Here is a 14,842-nt window from a genome sequence, read left to right on the forward strand (position 1 = left end):
AAGCCGGTGGTCGGATCCCTCGCGCCGGTGAGTTGTCGTACCGGTGAAGACCCCTCTCTGTGGTGATCCGCGAACACCCCTCTGACCTGCAGCATTGAGTCATCGGGGCCGCTGGGGCCCGGATGGTTCACCGGGGGGTTCCCACCATGAAGGTCCGTACGCGCACACTGATCGCCACCGCTCTGGTCCTGGGCATTGCGGCCGGACCGGCCGTCGCCCATGCCGCCCCGGCGCCCGGGCCGGTGGCCGCTCGGGCGGCCGAGACGGCGCCCCCGGGCGTGATGGCGCCGCCCCTCTACACGACCCCGCCCGACGCGGCGGCGCTGCGGAAGGCGATCGCCGGCGTCGGTGCGGACAGTACGGACGCGACGGCCGCGCTGGTCCGGGTGGGCGGTACGAGCGGGCGCTGGGTGGGCAGTTCCGGCGTGGCCGATGTCCGCACCGGACGCAAGGCGATCGACGATGCCCGGTTCCGGGCGGGTTCGGTGACCAAGACCTTCACGGCGGCGGTGGTGCTCCAGCTGGCCGCCGAGGGCAAGGTCGATCTGGACGAGCCGGTGCAGCAGTACCTCCCGGGGCTGCTGCCGGCCGGCCCGAAGGGCTTCGAGCCCATCAGTGTGCGGCAGTTGCTGAACTACACGAGCGGCATCCGGCCGGCCGAGGGCCCGGGGGACTCGTTCGAGGCGCAGTACGCCCACCGGTTCGACGTGGTCGACCCGCATGCGCTGATCGCCGAAGCGGTGGCGAAGGGTCCCGAATTCCGGCCGGGCGAGAAGCAGCACTACCTCAACATCGACTACACGGTCCTGGGCGTGCTGATCGAGAAGCTGACGGGGACGACGTACGAGCAGGCCCTGTCCGCCAGGATCCTCAAGCCGCTGGGGCTGCACGGCACTTCGGTTCCGTCGCGTCGGGAGAACCGGATACCGGGCCCGCATCACCACGGCTACCAGGCGGTGCAGAAGCCCGGCGGCGGGACCTCGTTGGTCGATGTGACCGAGTGGAACTCCTCCTCCAACTGGGCTGCCGGGGACCTGATATCGACCACGGCGGACCTGGAGAAGTTCACCGAGGCCCTGTTCGGCGGCCGGGTGGTGCCGAAGGCGCAACTGGAGGAGATGTTCACGGTGCCCGCGGTGTCGGACTTCGAGTCCGGGGAGGACGCCGTGCAGACCGCGGGGATGAAGCGGTTCGTGCTGCCGGACGGCACGGCGGTCTACGGCAAGACGGGCTCCCGGTTCGGCTACAGCACCGTGATCGGCGGGGCGCGGGACCTCTCGCGCACCCTGGTCTACTCGGTGAACTCCACCGACGCCAAGGGCCAGGACATGAACAAGGTGGCCTTCGGGATCGTGATGGCGGCCTTCGCGAAGTAGCGGTCAGGCCGTCAGGCCGTCAGGCCGGCATGGTCTCGAGGCGCTTGATCATGCGGCGGAGTACCAGCAGGGGTATGACCCCGAGGACACCGAACGCCATGTCGATGACGCTCCACCCGAAGGGGATGCCCCGGATGGGGCCGCAGATCAGGGCCAGGGGGACCACGCCGGCGCAGGCGATCATGCCGGCTTCGACGATCCAGATGTTGCGGACGGGGTCGCGGTGGACTCCGTAGAAGAAGACCGCGATCACCAGGTGGGCGAAGGCGAGCCAGTCGGTGCCGTAGAGGAGGAAGGGATAGTCCGCGTCGGCCCGGTCCAGCCCGTCGCCCACCCGCCGCAGCCACTCGTGAGATACCAGGGAGTTGGCCCAGTGCAATTCGCTGACCAGGGGGAAGGCGGTGAGGCCGCTGAGCACGAGGCAGACGATGAACAGGACCAGCCAGGCACGGATCCGCCGCTGAAGGGCGCTTCTCTCGCTCATGGAAGGAAGCCTACGCCCGTTTCTGAACGCGTTCAGCCAACTCTATGAACGCGTTCAGTTCTGTGGCAGGACCGTGATCATCGGGATCCGCCCGGGACTCAGAGGCCGACGATGGAGTTCCAGCGCTGGGCGAGGGAGCGGCGCTCGGCCGAGGAGATGTCCCGGGCCACGACGAGCCGCTTGCGCATCTCCCCGTCGGGGAAGATCAGCGGGTTCTCGGCGAGTGCGGCGGTCTCCTTGTCGTCGGAGCCGGCCAGCACCTCGCGGGCGGCCGGGACCGGGCAGACGTAGTTGACGGCGGCGGCGAGCTCGGCGGCCACCTCGGGGGTGTAGTAGTAGTCGACCAGGGCCTCGGCGTTGGCCTTGTGCCGGGCCAGGTTGGGGACGAGAAGGCTCTCCGCCCAGAGCTCGGCGCCCTCTTCCGGGACCACGAACTCGATGTCGGGGTTGTCGGCTTGGAGCTGGATGGCGTCGCCGGAGTACGCCTGGCAGGCCAGGACGTCGCCCTTGCTCAGATCGGAGGTGTAGTCGTTGCCGGTGAAGCGGCGGATGTGCTTCTTCTTCACCATGCTCTGCACCTGGTCGCACATCCGGTGGAAGTCGGACTCGGTCCACCGGGTGACGTCCACGCCGTCGCCCTGCATCAGCAGGGCGAAGGACTCGTCGAGACCGGAGAAGAGGGTGACCTTGCCCGCCAGGTCCGGGTGCCACAGGTCCTTGACGGACTTGATCTCCCGGCCCAGCGCCTTGCGGTTGTAGGCGATGCCGGTGATCCCCGACTGCCACGGGACGGTGTGCAGGCGGCCCTCGTCGAAGGCGGGCGACTGCAGCTGCGGGTCCAGGTGGGCGGCCACGTTGGGCTGCGCCGACCGGTCCATCTTCTGCGCCCAGCCCAGGTGGACGAAGCGTGCGGCCATCCAGTCGCTGACCACCACCAGGTCGTGCCCGGTCTCCTGGTGGTTCATCAGGGCCGGGCTGACCTTGCCGAAGAACTCGTCGTTGTCGTTGATCTCCTCGGTGTACCGGACCTCGATGCCCGTCTTCTCCGAGAAGGCGTCCAGCGTGGGACGGCGCTCCTCGTCCTCGTCATCGGTGTCGATGTACAGAGGCCAGTTGGAGAAGGCGACCTTCTTGTCCCGGTCGGAGCGGTCCGGGCCTCCCCGGCGGTCCTCGGGGACGTAGGCGGCGGGCACACCGCAGCCGGCAAGGGCCGCGAACAGGCCGGCGGCACCGAGGCCGCGCAGCGCCGCGCGGCGGGAGAAGGCGAGTTCAGGCATGGGCAAAGCCTCGGGGAACAGAAGAGGGCGGGCAATAGACACATTGTCTACTGCCCGCCCTCTCAAGCTCCTTCGGTGATCGATGCGATCTCCGTGGAGACCGATCAGCCGTCGAGCGAGGTCATCACGTGCTTGATGCGCGTGTAGTCCTCGAAGCCGTAGGCGGAGAGGTCCTTGCCGTAGCCGGACTTCTTGAAGCCGCCGTGGGGCATCTCGGCGACGAGCGGGATGTGGGTGTTGATCCACACGCAGCCGAAGTCGAGGTTCTTGGACATCCGCATCGCGCGGCCGTGGTCCTTGGTCCACACGGAGGAGGCGAGGGCGAACTCGACGCCGTTCGCGAACTCCAGGGCCTGGGCCTCGTCCGTGAAGCACTGGACGGTGATGACGGGGCCGAAGACCTCGTTCTGGATGATCTCGTCGTCCTGCTTGAGGCCCGAGACCACGGTCGGGGCGTAGAAGTAGCCCTTCTCGCCGACCCGGTGGCCGCCCGCCTCGACCTTGGCGTGCGCCGGGAGGCGCTCGATGAAGCCCGCGACCTGCTTGAGCTGGTTCGGGTTGTTCAGCGGGCCGTAGAGCACGTCCTCGTCGTCCGGCTGGCCGGTCTTGGTGTCGGCTGCGGCCTTGGCGAGGGCGCTCACGAACTCGTCGTGGACGGACTCGTGCACGAGCACACGGGTCGCGGCGGTGCAGTCCTGGCCGGCGTTGAAGTAGCCGGCGACCGCGATGTCCTCAACGGCCTTCGCGATGTCGGCGTCCTCGAAGACCACGACCGGGGCCTTGCCGCCGAGCTCCAGGTGGACGCGCTTGACGTCCTTCGAGGCGCTCTCGGCGACCTGCATGCCCGCGCGTACCGAGCCGGTGATGGAGGCCATCGCCGGGGTGGAGTGCTCGACCATGGCCTTGCCGGTCTCGCGGTCACCGCAGATGACGTTGAAGACGCCCTTGGGCAGGACCGAGTCGATGATCTCGGCCATCAGGACGGTGGAGGCCGGGGTGGTGTCCGAGGGCTTGAGCACCACGGTGTTGCCCGCGGCGATGGCCGGGGCGAACTTCCACACGGCCATCATCATCGGGTAGTTCCACGGCGCGACCTGGGCGCATACACCGACCGGCTCACGGCGGATGATCGAGGTCATCCCCTCCATGTACTCGCCGGCCGAGCGGCCCTCGAGCAGGCGGGCCGCACCCGCGAAGAAGCGGATCTGATCCACCATCGGCGGCAGCTCCTCGCTGGCCGTGAGGCCCAGCGGCTTGCCGGTGTTCTCCGACTCGGCGGCCACGAGCTCGTCCGCGCGCGCCTCGAAGGCGTCCGCGATCTTGAGCAGGGCCTTCTGCCGCTCGGAGGGGGTGGTGTCGCGCCAGCCCGGGAAGGCGGCCGCGGCGGCGGCCATGGCGGCGTCGACATCGGCCTGGCCGGAGAGCGGGGCGGTGGCGTACACCTCGCCGGTGGCGGGGTTGACCACCTCGGTGGTCCGCCCGTCGGCGGCGTCCTTGAACTCTCCGCCGATGTAGTTGCGCAGACGACGCAGTTCGGTGGTCACTCCAGCCACACTCCTGATCACATGTCCAACGATTGAGACGAATCCCAATCTTAGCCCCTAGGCGGACGCTTTCGGCAGGGCCAGACGCCACGAACTACGAAATCAGTGAGATCCAAGCCCCGAGACAACGGATTTCATCGATTCCGTCTTGCGGAACAGACGACTCCTCGTGCACAGTGAGGTCGTGGTCAGTCGAAGCGCAGATTCCAGGAACAGACAACCGTCCCCTTCGGTCGATGCTGTGTCCCTGGCGATCATCGAGCAACTGCAGGAGGACGGGCGCCGTCCCTACGCAGCGATCGGCAAGGCCGTCGGCCTGTCGGAGGCGGCTGTGCGCCAGCGCGTGCAGAAGCTGCTCGACCAGGGCGTCATGCAGATCGTCGCCGTCACCGACCCGCTCACCGTGGGCCTGCGACGCCAGGCCATGGTCGGCATCAACGTCGAGGGAGACCTCGACCCGGTGGCCGACGCACTGACCCAGATGGCCGAGTGCGAGTACGTGGTCATGACCGCGGGCTCGTTCGACCTGATGGTGGAGATCGTCTGCGAGGACGACGACCACCTGCTGGAGACGATCAACAAGAAGATCCGCGCGCTCCCCGGCGTGCGATCAACCGAAAGCTTCGTTTATCTGAAGCTGAAGAAGCAGACCTACATGTGGGGAACTCGATAGCCCGTGAGCCAGGACCTCTCCAAGACCGCGTACGACCACCTGTGGATGCACTTCACCCGCATGTCGTCGTACGAGAACTCCCCCGTCCCCACCATCGTGCGGGGTGAGGGCACCTACATCTTCGACGACAAGGGCAAGCGCTACCTGGACGGTCTCGCCGGACTGTTCGTGGTCAACGCCGGTCACGGCCGCAAGGAACTGGCCGAGGTCGCCTACAAGCAGGCGCAGCAACTCGCGTTCTTCCCCATCTGGTCGTACGCGCACCCCCAGGCCGTCGAGCTGGCCGAGCGCCTCGCCGGCTACGCCCCGGGCGACCTGAACAAGGTCTTCTTCACCACCGGCGGCGGCGAGGCCGTCGAGACCGCGTGGAAGCTCGCCAAGCAGTACTTCAAGCTGCAGGGCAAGCACACCAAGTACAAGGTCATCTCCCGCGCGGTCGCCTACCACGGCACCCCGCAGGGCGCCCTGTCCATCACCGGCCTACCGGCCCTGAAGGCCCCCTTCGAGCCGCTGGTCCCCGGCGCGCACAAGGTGCCGAACACCAACATCTACCGCGCCCCCATCTACGGCGACGACCCCGAGGCCTTCGGCCGCTGGTGCGCCGACCAGATCGAGCAGGAGATCCTGTTCGAGGGCGCCGACACCGTCGCCGCCGTCTTCCTCGAGCCGGTGCAGAACGCCGGCGGCTGCTTCCCGCCGCCGCCCGGGTACTTCCAGCGGGTCCGCGAGATCTGCGACGAGTACGACGTGCTGCTCGTCTCCGACGAGACGATCTGCGCCTTCGGCCGCCTCGGCACGATGTTCGCCTGTGACAAGTTCGACTACATCCCGGACATGATCACCTGCGCCAAGGGCATGACCTCGGGCTACTCCCCGATCGGTGCCTGCATCGTCTCGGACCGCATCGCCGAGCCGTTCTACAAGGGCGGCAACACCTTCCTGCACGGCTACACCTTCGGCGGACACCCGGTGTCCTCCGCGGTGGCCCTCGCCAACCTCGACATCTTCGACAAGGAAGGCCTCAACCAGCACGTGCTGGACAACGAGGACGCCTTCTTCTCGACGCTGAAGAAGCTGCACGACCTGCCGATCGTCGGCGACGTCCGCGGCAACGGCTTCTTCTACGGCATCGAGCTCGTCAAGGACAAGGTCACCAAGGAGTCCTTCACGGACGAGGAGACCGAGCGCGTGCTCTACGGCTTCCTCTCCAAGGCGCTCTTCGAGAACGGCCTGTACTGCCGTGCCGACGACCGTGGCGACCCGGTCATCCAGCTGGCCCCGCCGCTGATCGCGGACCAGGGCACCTTCGACGAGATCGAGGGCATCCTGCGCTCGGTGCTCACCGAGGCGTGGACCAAGCTGTAACCGGCAGCGCGGTGAACAGCGGTAAATAGTCCGAACCACACGGCCCGGATCCCCCGTTCGAGTGAGAACGCGGGGGTCCGGGCCGTGTGCTGTCACCATCCAAGACGTTCATCTCTTTACATCTCAGTGCGGCGCCAGTGACCGAACCGGTTCCGCTTCGTTCCCCCGGACGGAGGTGTACGCCATGGTGGCTCCACCGGACAACGCCCCACCGGACAATGACGTCCTCTGGGCACGGTCCGTTCACTACTCCCACAGCGGTTCCCCCGGCCTCATCGGGGTCTCGGTCGGCGTCCGCCAGGGCGAGATCCTGGCCCTGACCGGCCCGCGCGGCAGCGGCAAGACCACGCTGCTGCGCTGCCTGGCCGGACACGCGGTGCCCGAGCAGGGCGAGATCTGGTTCAACAGCGTGCCCGTCCACACGATGGGCGCGCTGGCCCGCGAGCGGCTGCGCCGCGACCGGTTCGGCTGGATCGGCCCCGATCCCCGGCTGCTGCCCGAGCTCAAGGTGTGGGAGAACGCCGCCCTGCCCCTGCTGGTGGCCGGCGCCTCCCACCGCACCGCCAAGGCCGCCGCCTGCGAATGGCTGGACCGCCTCGACATCGGCGGCTTCGCCCGCAAGCGCCCGCGCGCCCTGACCCGCGCCGAATCCCAGCGGGTCGCCCTCGCCCGGGCCCTGGTCAACGAGCCCGCCGTGGTCTTCGCCGACGAGCCCACCGCCCCGCTGCACCGCGCCGAGCGCTCCCTGCTGCTCCGTACGCTCACCACCGCGGCCCGCTCGCACGAGATCACCGTGGTGCTGGCCACGCACGACGAGGAGACCGCGGCCGTCGCCGACCGCCGGGTCGCGCTGCTCGACGGCCGACCCGCCGGGACCGCCGCCGCCGTCGGCGGTCCTTCCGACGAGACCCCGGAGGGCCAGGCCGCGTGCTCGCTCTCCGCCTAGCCCGCGGCTCCCGCCCGCTCGTCCAGCTGCGCCGGCTGCTGGTCGCCGCCGCCTGTGCCGGCACCGGTTTCCTCCTGCTGTACGTGCTCACCGAAGCCACCGCCCGGCCTGCCGGATCGTTCCCGCGCCTGCTGTGGGCCCTGGTCCCGCTCGCCGTCACCGTGCAGTTCGCCGTCGCCGTCGCCCGGACGGACCCCGCGACCCGGCCCCGCGAGGGGATGGACGCCGTCGGGCTGGGCCCCGTACGGCTCGCCCTCGTCGCGGCGCTCTCCACCGCCGTCTCGTGCACCCTGGGCAGCGCCCTGGCCCTGGCCGCCCTCCTCCACCTGCGGGGCGACCTGACCGGCCTGCCCTTCGACGGAGCCGGGGCCCGGATGCTGCACGCCGACCGGCCACTGCCCGTGGCGGCCGCCCTCACCCTGCTGGCCCTGGTGCCGCTGGCCGCCTCCGCCGCCACGGCCCTCGCCTTGCGCCCGCGCCCGCCGCTGGCCCCGCAGACCGGCCTGCCCTGGGGCATCGCGCTCACCGCCTGCGGACTGGCGGTCGAGGCGTACGCGGGCCTCGGCGGCGTCGGCATGCCGGCCGGATGGGCACTCACCGCCGTCGGGCTCTCCCTCGCGGGACCGGGCCTGGCCTACGCCTGCGGGACCGTGGTGCAGGCGGTCCGCCCGGGGGCCATGCGGCTGTTGGCCGGGCGGACCCTCCAGGAAGAGGCGCCCCGGCTGGGCCGTCCGCTCGGGCTGCTGTGCGCGGTCGGCGCGGGCGCCCTCACCGCCGCGGCCCTGCGCGACCGGGGCGGCTTCCCCGTCCCGCTGGGCCCGCTGACCGGACCGGCCTGCGCGCTGGTGGCACTGTGCGTGGCCGCGACCCTGCTCACCCGCGCCGTGGAGGTCCGCCAGGACCGCTCCGACACCCGCGCGACCCTGCGCGACCTGGGCACTCCGGGCACGGTCCTGCGTACGGCCGCGACCCTGCGGGCGACCGCGCTGGCGGCCGTGTGCGTACCCGTCGTATGGGGTGTGGCGCAGCTGACGTCGCTGGCGTTGACCCGCTGACACGAGCAGCCCTTAGGGTGGGCCGAATGGTCAACGCAGACATCGAGATCGAGACGCTCGCCGAATTCGACCAGGTCGTCGCCCGCGGCTCGCTCAACGGCTACCGGATCCAGTCGGTCAACCTGCTGGAGCGTACGTTCGCCCTGCTGTCCGCCGACACCTCCGCGGCCGTCTTCCTGGGCTGCGCGATGGAGCCCGACGCGTCGGCCAAGGTGCGCGCGGACGGCGCGCTGGTCTTCCCGCCGGTGCCTGACCTTCCCTTCAACCCGTACCGCGGCCTGCTGTACACCGCCGACGAGCTGTTCGCGGGGCTGTCCGCCGGCTACGAGGCCACCCCGGACGCCCAGTCGTACGCCTGGTTCCAGGAGACCAAGGCGGACGGCGACGTCTTCTCCTCGATGCTGCGCTCCGTCCACGACGACGCCGTCTCCGACGCCCTCGACGAGCACCTCGCCGGCGCCCGGGTGGTCGGCGTCATGGGCGGCCACGCGATGGCCCGCGGCGGCCTGGACTACCAGGGCGCGGCGGAACTCGGCCGGGAGCTGTCCCGGTCCGGGCTGACGGTGGCCACCGGCGGCGGCCCCGGCGCGATGGAGGCCGCCAACCTCGGCGCCTACCTGGCTCCGGCCCCGGACCACGCCCTTGCGGAGGCCCTGGAGATCCTGGCCAAGGCCCCGTCCTTCGCGCCCTCGGTCTCCGACTGGGCGCAGGCGGCGTTCGCCGTACGGGACCGCTGGCCCGGCGGCGGCGACTCGGTGGGGATCCCCACCTGGTTCTACGGGCACGAGCCGCCGAACGCCTTCGCCGGCCACATCGCCAAGTACTTCGCGAACGCCACCCGGGAAGACGGGCTGCTCGCCCGGTCCAACGCGGGCGTCGTCTTCCTCCCGGGCGCCGCGGGCACCCTGCAGGAGATCTTCGACAACGCCACGCCGAACTACTACGGGTCGCGGGGCGAGCCGACCCCGATGGTGCTGGTCGGGCGTACGCACTGGACCGAGCACCTGCCCGCGTGGCCGCTGCTCCGGGCGCTGGCGCGCGGCCGTGAGATGGAGTCCCGGATCGCGCTGGTCGATTCGGTGGCCGAGGTCCCCGCCGTACTCGCTTCGATGAAGTGAGCGGCGGACCGAGGCAACTTCCCGGCCCGATCGCACGTCTGCCATAGGTAATCAAAGTGCAAAACCCTGCCAGACGTGAACGGAGCCCTCGGTGCTCATAGGCCTGCTGACCGCGATCGCGGCATCCATCTGCTACGGCACGGGGTCCGTCCTGCAAGCCGTCGGCTCGCGCCGGGCGGCCCGGATGTCCCCGGCCTCCGCCGGGGTGACCGCGCACGGCGGCCCGAACCTCTCGTCCACCGCGAAGGCGGCGATGACGTGGGAGTTCATCGTCGGCACCGTCCTGGACTTCGTCGGCTTCGGGCTGGGCGCGCTCGCCGCCCGGCTGCTGCCCCTGTTCCTCTCCCAGACGGTGATCAGCGCCAACCTGGTGATCACCGCCGTCCTCAGCGTGAAGATGCTGGGCATCCGGCTGACCCGCAAGGAATGGACCTCGATCGGGGTCGTCTGCGCGGCGCTGGTGCTGCTGGCGACGGCGGCGGGCCACGAGGGCGGCCACCACGCCCCGATGTCCACGCACTGGTGGCTGTTCGCCGTGACCCTGCTGATCATCGCGGGCGGCACGGTGGCCGTCCGCCTCCTGGGCGCCCGGGCCGCGATCCTGGCGGGCCTGCTGTCGGGCCTGGCCTTCGGCGCGCTCGGCGTCGGCGTCCGGATCCTCGAGGGGGTAGAGCCGTTCGACCTGGGCAAGCTGCTCGCCGATCCGGCCCTCTACGCCATCGTGCTGGCCGGCGTGGGCGGCATGTACCTGCACACGGTCGCCCTCCAGATCGGCTCGGTGAACGGCGCGACGGCCGCCCTGGTCGTCGGCGAGACCGTCCTGCCGGGTGCGATCGGCGTCCTGTGGCTGGGCGACGCATCGCGGCCGGGACTGGCGTGGCTCGCGGTCCTCGGCTTCGTCCTGGCCGTCACGGGCGCGGTGGCGGTCGCCTGGTACGGCAACCACGACGGCGCAGAATCCCCGACCGAAGACCCCGCGCGCGAATCCACCCCCGCCGAATCCAGCCCCGCCGGCGTTTGAGGCGCGGCGTCCGGAGCGGAGCCCCAGGTCTGTTCAGCCCGCGCGGCGGCTACCCCGCCGGCAGGACGACCACCTCGGCCGGAGCGAAGGCCACTGCCACCCGGTCCCCCACGGCCGGGGCGCCGGCCAACCCGCACTCCGCCTCCAGCTCCGGCCCCGTCTCCGGCCGCAGCCGCAGCGCCACATGCGTCCCACGGAACGTCCTCGCGAGCACCTCACACCGCAGCCCCGCCGCGGCGAGCACCACGCCCGCCGGCCGGATCAGGATCCGCCGCTCGCCCTCCGGGGATCCGGCCGGCACCAGGACCTTGCCCCAGGCCGTCACCGCCGCCCCGCCGGACACCCGCGCCGGGACCACGTTCTCGAACCCGAGGAACCGCGCCACGAACTCCGAGGCCGGCCGCTGCCACACCTCCAGCGGGGTCCCGGCCTGCGCGATCCGCCCGTCCTGCATCACCACCACCCGGTCGGCCAGGGCGAAGGCCTCGCCCTGGTCGTGGGTGACGGCCAGCACCGTGGTCCCGAGCCGGGAGAACAGCCCCCGCAGCTCCACCACCAGCCGCTCGCGCAGCCCCCGGTCCAGCTGCCCCAGCGGTTCGTCCAACATCAGCAGCCGCGGCGAGGGGGCCAGCGCCCGGGCCAGGGCGACCCGTTGCTGCTCACCGCCCGACAGGGAGGACACCGACCGGCCCTGGGCCCCGGGCAGCCCGACCAGCTCCAGCAGTTCCGCGACCCGGGCCCCGCAGGCCCCCCGGCCGGAGCCCCCCATGCGCAGCCCGAACGCGACGTTGCCGCCCACGTCCCGGTGCGGGAACAGCTGGTGGTCCTGGAACATCAGGCCGACCCCGCGCCGGTGCACCGGCACCCGCGCCTGGTCCGCACCGCCGAGCAGGACCCGCCCGGCGGAGACCGGCTGGAGCCCGGCGACGACCCGCAGCAGCGTGGACTTGCCGCTCCCGCTCGGCCCGAGCACGCACACGATCTCGTGCTCGGCGACCGCGAGATCCACGGAGTCCAGTGCGTCGAGGACGGCACGCTCGCCGAAGCGGACCGACACCCCGGCCAGTTCGAGCAACGTCATCAGAACTCTCCCGAGGTCTTGTCGGGGCGCAGCCGCTCCAGCACCAGCAGGGACACCGCGCACACCAGCATCAGAATCGTGCTCAGGGCCATCGCCTGCCCGTAGTTGAGCTCACCGGCCCGCCCCAGCAGCCGCGCCACGGCCACCGGCAGCGTCGGACGGTCGGGTCGCGCGATGAAGACGGTCGCGCCGAATTCCCCCAGCGAGACGGCGAAGGCGAACCCGGCCGCGATCAGCAGCGCCCGCCGCACCAGCGGCAGGTCCACCTCCCGCCAGGCCCGCAGCGGGGACGCCCCGAGCACGGCGGCGGCCTCGCGCAGCCGGACGTCGACGGCGCGCAGCACCGGCAGCATGGTCCGTACGACGAACGGCACGCCAACCAGCGCCTGGGCCAGCGGCACCAGGATCCACGAGGTCCGCAGGTCCAGCGGCGGCTCGTCCAGGGTGATCAGGAACCCGAAGCCGACGGTCACCGCCGAAACCCCGAGCGGAAGCATCAGCAGCGCATCGAACCCGCGCACGAACCGGCCCCCGCGCCGGGTCAGTGCCGCGGCCGCGAGCCCCCCGATCATCAGGGCGATGGCGGTGGCGGCGAGCGCGTACTGCAAGGAGTTCCAGATCGCCTCCAGCGGCGGCACGAGGAACGTTCCGCCGCCGGCGCCCGCGTCCTGGAGCGCCCGGTAGAAGCCGAGCCCGTACCCGCCCGGAACGTCGAAGGACCGTTCCACCAGCACCAGCAGCGGGGCCACGATCAGCAGCGCCACCGTCAGCAGCACCCCGCCCAGCAGGGCGCGCTGCCCGGGCCCGCTCGGCCGGTGTGCGGTCCGCGCCGGGTCCACGAGCCGCAGGGCGGTCTCGCGCCTGCGCACGGTCCAGGCGTGGATGCCGAGGATCAGGCCGACCGCCACGAACTGCACCATCGTGAGGACGGCGGCCGTCGGCAGGTCCAGCAGCTGCGCGGTCTGCCGGTAGACCTCCACCTCGAGGGTGGCGTACGAGGGCCCGCCCAGGATCTGCACGACGCCGAAGGAGGTGAAGGTGAACAGGAACACCATCAGCGAGGCGGCGGCCACGGCCGGCCCGAGCGCGGGCAGCGTCACCCGCCGCCAGGCGGCGAACCGCCCGGCACCCAGCACCCGGGCGGCCTCCTCCTGGCGCGGGTCGAGCTGCGCCCAGAGCCCGCCGACCGTCCGTACGACGACGGCGTAGTTGAAGAAGACGTGCGCGAGCAGGATCGCCCACACGGTGGTGTCCAGCCGGACGCCCCACAGCTCGTCCAGCAGTCCGCCCCGCCCGACCAGCGCCAGGAAGGCCGTGCCGACCACCACCGTCGGCAGCACGAACGGGACCGTGACCACCGCCCGCAGCAGTTGTTTGCCGGGGAACTCGAAGCGCGCGAAGACGTACGCGCCGGGGAGTGCGATCAGGAGCGTGAGCACCGTGGACGCGAGCGCCTGCCAGGTGGTGAACCAGAGCACGTCGGCGATGTCGGGCCGGGCCAGCACCTCGCCGATCCGGCCGAACTGCCAGCCGTCCTCGGTCTTGATCCCGCGGCCGACGATCGCGGCGACGGGATAGGCGAAGAACAGCGCGAAGAAGGCGAGCGGTACGGCCATCAGGGCGAGCCTGACGGCCGTACCGCGTACGCCCTCCTTCGCAGGAGTGCTCTCGCGTTCTACTTCACGACGAGCGAGGACCATGTCTTGACCCACTGCTCACGGTTCTTGGCGATGGTCTCGGGAGCGACGTTCTCGGGCTTCTCGATGACCACGCCGTGCTTCGTGAACAGCTCCGGCAGCTTCGCGTCCTTGACCACCGGGTTCACGAACATCTGCAGCGGCATGTCCTCCTGGAACTTCTTGCTCACCAGGAAGTCCAGGAGCGCCTTGCCGCCCTCCTCGTTCTTCGCGCCCTTGAGCAGGCCCGCGAACTCGACCTGGCGGAAGCAGGTGCCGGTGGAGACGCCCGTGGGGGCCTCGGCCGGCTGCGGCTCGCCGTACAGGACCTCGACCGGCGGGCTGGAGGCGTAGGAGACGACCAGCGGGCGGTCGCCCTTGGCCTTCTTGCCGCCCGCGGAGCCCGAGAAGCGCTCGTTGTAGGCCTGCTCCCAGCCGTCGACGACCTCGACGCCGTTGGCCTTGAGCTTCGTCCAGTAGTCCTTCCAGCCCCCATCGCCGTACTTGCCGACGGAGGCGAGGAGGAAGCCGAGGCCCGGCGAGGAGGTCGCCGCGTTCTCGGTGACCAGCAGGTTCTTGTACTCGGGCTTGATCAGGTCATCCAGCGTCTGCGGCGGGGCGAGCTTCTTGTCGGCGAAATACGCCTTGTCGTAGTTGACGCAGATGTCGCCGGAGTCGATCGGGGTGACCCGGTGCTCCTTGTCGAGCACGTACTCGGGCTTCACGTCGGCCAGGCCCTTGGCCTCGTACGGCGTGAAGATCCCGTTGTCGAGGGCGCGCGAGAGGAGCGTGTTGTCGACACCGAAGAAGACGTCGCCGCGCGGGGAGCCCTTGGTGAGGATCTCCTGGTTGAGGGCGGCGCCCGCGTCCCCGGACTTCAGGACCTTGACGGTGTAGCCGCTCTGCTGCTCGAACTCCTTGAGGACCGTGTCGGTCACGTTGAAGGAGTCGTGCGAGACGAGCGTGACCGTCTTGGACTTCGGCGCCTCGCTCCCGCCGCCCGCGGACTTGTCCTTGGCGTCTCCGCCGCCACAGGCGCTGAGCGTGGCGACGCCGAGCGCGGCCGCGAGCGCTGCGCCCGCGAACTTCTTGGTGGTGCTCACTGGTGATTCCTCCTGGGATGACCAGGAGAAGACGCGGCCCTGCCCGGCGCTCAGTGCGAGCGGTCGCCGGGCAGGGCGCAACAGCTTGAGTGATGACCGAACTTCCTACCCCGAATGACCGGG

Annotated in this window: 13 protein-coding genes; 7 read left to right on the plus strand and 6 right to left on the minus strand. The window is 70.7% G+C overall.

Annotation, left to right across the window (positions count from 1 at the left end; translation table 11 throughout):
- Positions 1-146 precede the first annotated feature (146 nt).
- Positions 147-1,376, plus strand: a complete 1,230-nt coding sequence (locus OG299_RS12340; protein WP_327361522.1) for a serine hydrolase domain-containing protein — start codon at positions 147-149, stop codon at positions 1,374-1,376.
- A gap of 19 nt (positions 1,377-1,395) precedes the next feature.
- Here OG299_RS12340 and OG299_RS12345 read toward each other — a convergent pair whose 3' ends face one another.
- The 3 genes from OG299_RS12345 to OG299_RS12355 all read right to left on the minus strand — a co-directional run bounded on the left by OG299_RS12345 (position 1,396) and on the right by OG299_RS12355 (position 4,681).
- Positions 1,396-1,860 (minus strand): hypothetical protein, encoded by a 465-nt coding sequence (locus OG299_RS12345; RefSeq protein ID WP_327361523.1) that lies wholly within the window; start codon positions 1,858-1,860, stop codon positions 1,396-1,398.
- A gap of 98 nt (positions 1,861-1,958) precedes the next feature.
- Positions 1,959-3,137 carry a polyamine ABC transporter substrate-binding protein gene (locus OG299_RS12350; protein ID WP_327361524.1) on the minus strand — a complete coding sequence of 393 codons (1,179 nt, stop codon included), beginning with the start codon at positions 3,135-3,137 and terminating at the stop codon, positions 1,959-1,961.
- Positions 3,138-3,241: 104 nt separating this feature from the next.
- Positions 3,242-4,681 (minus strand): gamma-aminobutyraldehyde dehydrogenase, encoded by a 1,440-nt coding sequence (locus OG299_RS12355; protein WP_327361525.1) that lies wholly within the window; start codon positions 4,679-4,681, stop codon positions 3,242-3,244.
- A gap of 169 nt (positions 4,682-4,850) precedes the next feature.
- Between OG299_RS12355 and OG299_RS12360 the strand changes: the two genes are divergently transcribed.
- From OG299_RS12360 to OG299_RS12385, 6 genes are all read left to right on the plus strand, one after another.
- Entirely contained in the window at positions 4,851-5,354 is a 504-nt protein-coding gene (locus tag OG299_RS12360; protein ID WP_030298396.1) for an Lrp/AsnC family transcriptional regulator, read from the plus strand.
- A gap of 3 nt (positions 5,355-5,357) precedes the next feature.
- The gene (locus tag OG299_RS12365; RefSeq protein WP_266636311.1) at positions 5,358-6,719 is read left to right on the plus strand and encodes an aspartate aminotransferase family protein; all 1,362 of its coding nucleotides are present in this window, start codon (positions 5,358-5,360) and stop codon (positions 6,717-6,719) included.
- Positions 6,720-6,894: 175 nt separating this feature from the next.
- Positions 6,895-7,665 carry an ABC transporter ATP-binding protein gene (locus OG299_RS12370; RefSeq protein WP_327361526.1) on the plus strand — a complete coding sequence of 257 codons (771 nt, stop codon included), beginning with the start codon at positions 6,895-6,897 and terminating at the stop codon, positions 7,663-7,665.
- Positions 7,647-8,720, plus strand: coding sequence for a hypothetical protein (locus OG299_RS12375; RefSeq protein ID WP_327361527.1), 1,074 nt, complete (start codon positions 7,647-7,649; stop codon positions 8,718-8,720). Before OG299_RS12370 ends, OG299_RS12375 begins: the two co-directional genes overlap by 19 nt.
- Positions 8,721-8,746: 26 nt before the next feature.
- Positions 8,747-9,838: an LOG family protein gene (locus tag OG299_RS12380; protein WP_327361528.1), complete on the plus strand. Its 1,092-nt coding sequence runs from the start codon at positions 8,747-8,749 to the stop codon at positions 9,836-9,838.
- Positions 9,839-9,929: 91 nt separating this feature from the next.
- Positions 9,930-10,859 carry a DMT family protein gene (locus tag OG299_RS12385; RefSeq protein ID WP_266636319.1) on the plus strand — a complete coding sequence of 310 codons (930 nt, stop codon included), beginning with the start codon at positions 9,930-9,932 and terminating at the stop codon, positions 10,857-10,859.
- A gap of 49 nt (positions 10,860-10,908) precedes the next feature.
- On the opposite strand, the gene OG299_RS12390 is transcribed toward OG299_RS12385, so the two are convergent.
- Genes OG299_RS12390 through OG299_RS12400 form a run of 3 tightly spaced genes read right to left on the minus strand, consistent with a single transcriptional unit; the run spans position 10,909 to position 14,719 of the window.
- Positions 10,909-11,940: an ABC transporter ATP-binding protein gene (locus OG299_RS12390; RefSeq protein ID WP_327361529.1), complete on the minus strand. Its 1,032-nt coding sequence runs from the start codon at positions 11,938-11,940 to the stop codon at positions 10,909-10,911.
- The gene (locus tag OG299_RS12395; RefSeq protein ID WP_442817507.1) at positions 11,940-13,640 is read right to left on the minus strand and encodes an ABC transporter permease; all 1,701 of its coding nucleotides are present in this window, start codon (positions 13,638-13,640) and stop codon (positions 11,940-11,942) included. The genes OG299_RS12390 and OG299_RS12395 overlap by 1 nt, the downstream gene beginning before the upstream one ends.
- Positions 13,616-14,719: a thiamine ABC transporter substrate-binding protein gene (locus OG299_RS12400; RefSeq protein WP_327361530.1), complete on the minus strand. Its 1,104-nt coding sequence runs from the start codon at positions 14,717-14,719 to the stop codon at positions 13,616-13,618. The genes OG299_RS12395 and OG299_RS12400 overlap by 25 nt, the downstream gene beginning before the upstream one ends.
- Positions 14,720-14,842: the final 123 nt, after the last annotated feature.

The sequence above is a fragment of the Streptomyces sp. NBC_01296 genome (assembly GCF_035984415.1).
GTDB lineage: Bacteria > Actinomycetota > Actinomycetes > Streptomycetales > Streptomycetaceae > Streptomyces.

Bases quoted from the DNA above. Each gene is read 5' to 3' on its own strand.
- OG299_RS12345 (WP_327361523.1), bottom strand. From the start codon at position 1,860: ATGAGCGAGAGAAGCGCCCTTCAGCGGCGGATCCGTGCCTGGCTGGTC.
- OG299_RS12380 (WP_327361528.1), top strand. From the start codon at position 8,747: ATGGTCAACGCAGACATCGAGATCGAGACGCTCGCCGAATTCGACCAG.
- OG299_RS12350 (WP_327361524.1), bottom strand. From the start codon at position 3,137: ATGCCTGAACTCGCCTTCTCCCGCCGCGCGGCGCTGCGCGGCCTCGGT.
- OG299_RS12390 (WP_327361529.1), bottom strand. From the start codon at position 11,940: ATGACGTTGCTCGAACTGGCCGGGGTGTCGGTCCGCTTCGGCGAGCGT.
- OG299_RS12340 (WP_327361522.1), top strand. From the start codon at position 147: ATGAAGGTCCGTACGCGCACACTGATCGCCACCGCTCTGGTCCTGGGC.
- OG299_RS12395 (WP_442817507.1), bottom strand. From the start codon at position 13,640: ATGGTCCTCGCTCGTCGTGAAGTAGAACGCGAGAGCACTCCTGCGAAG.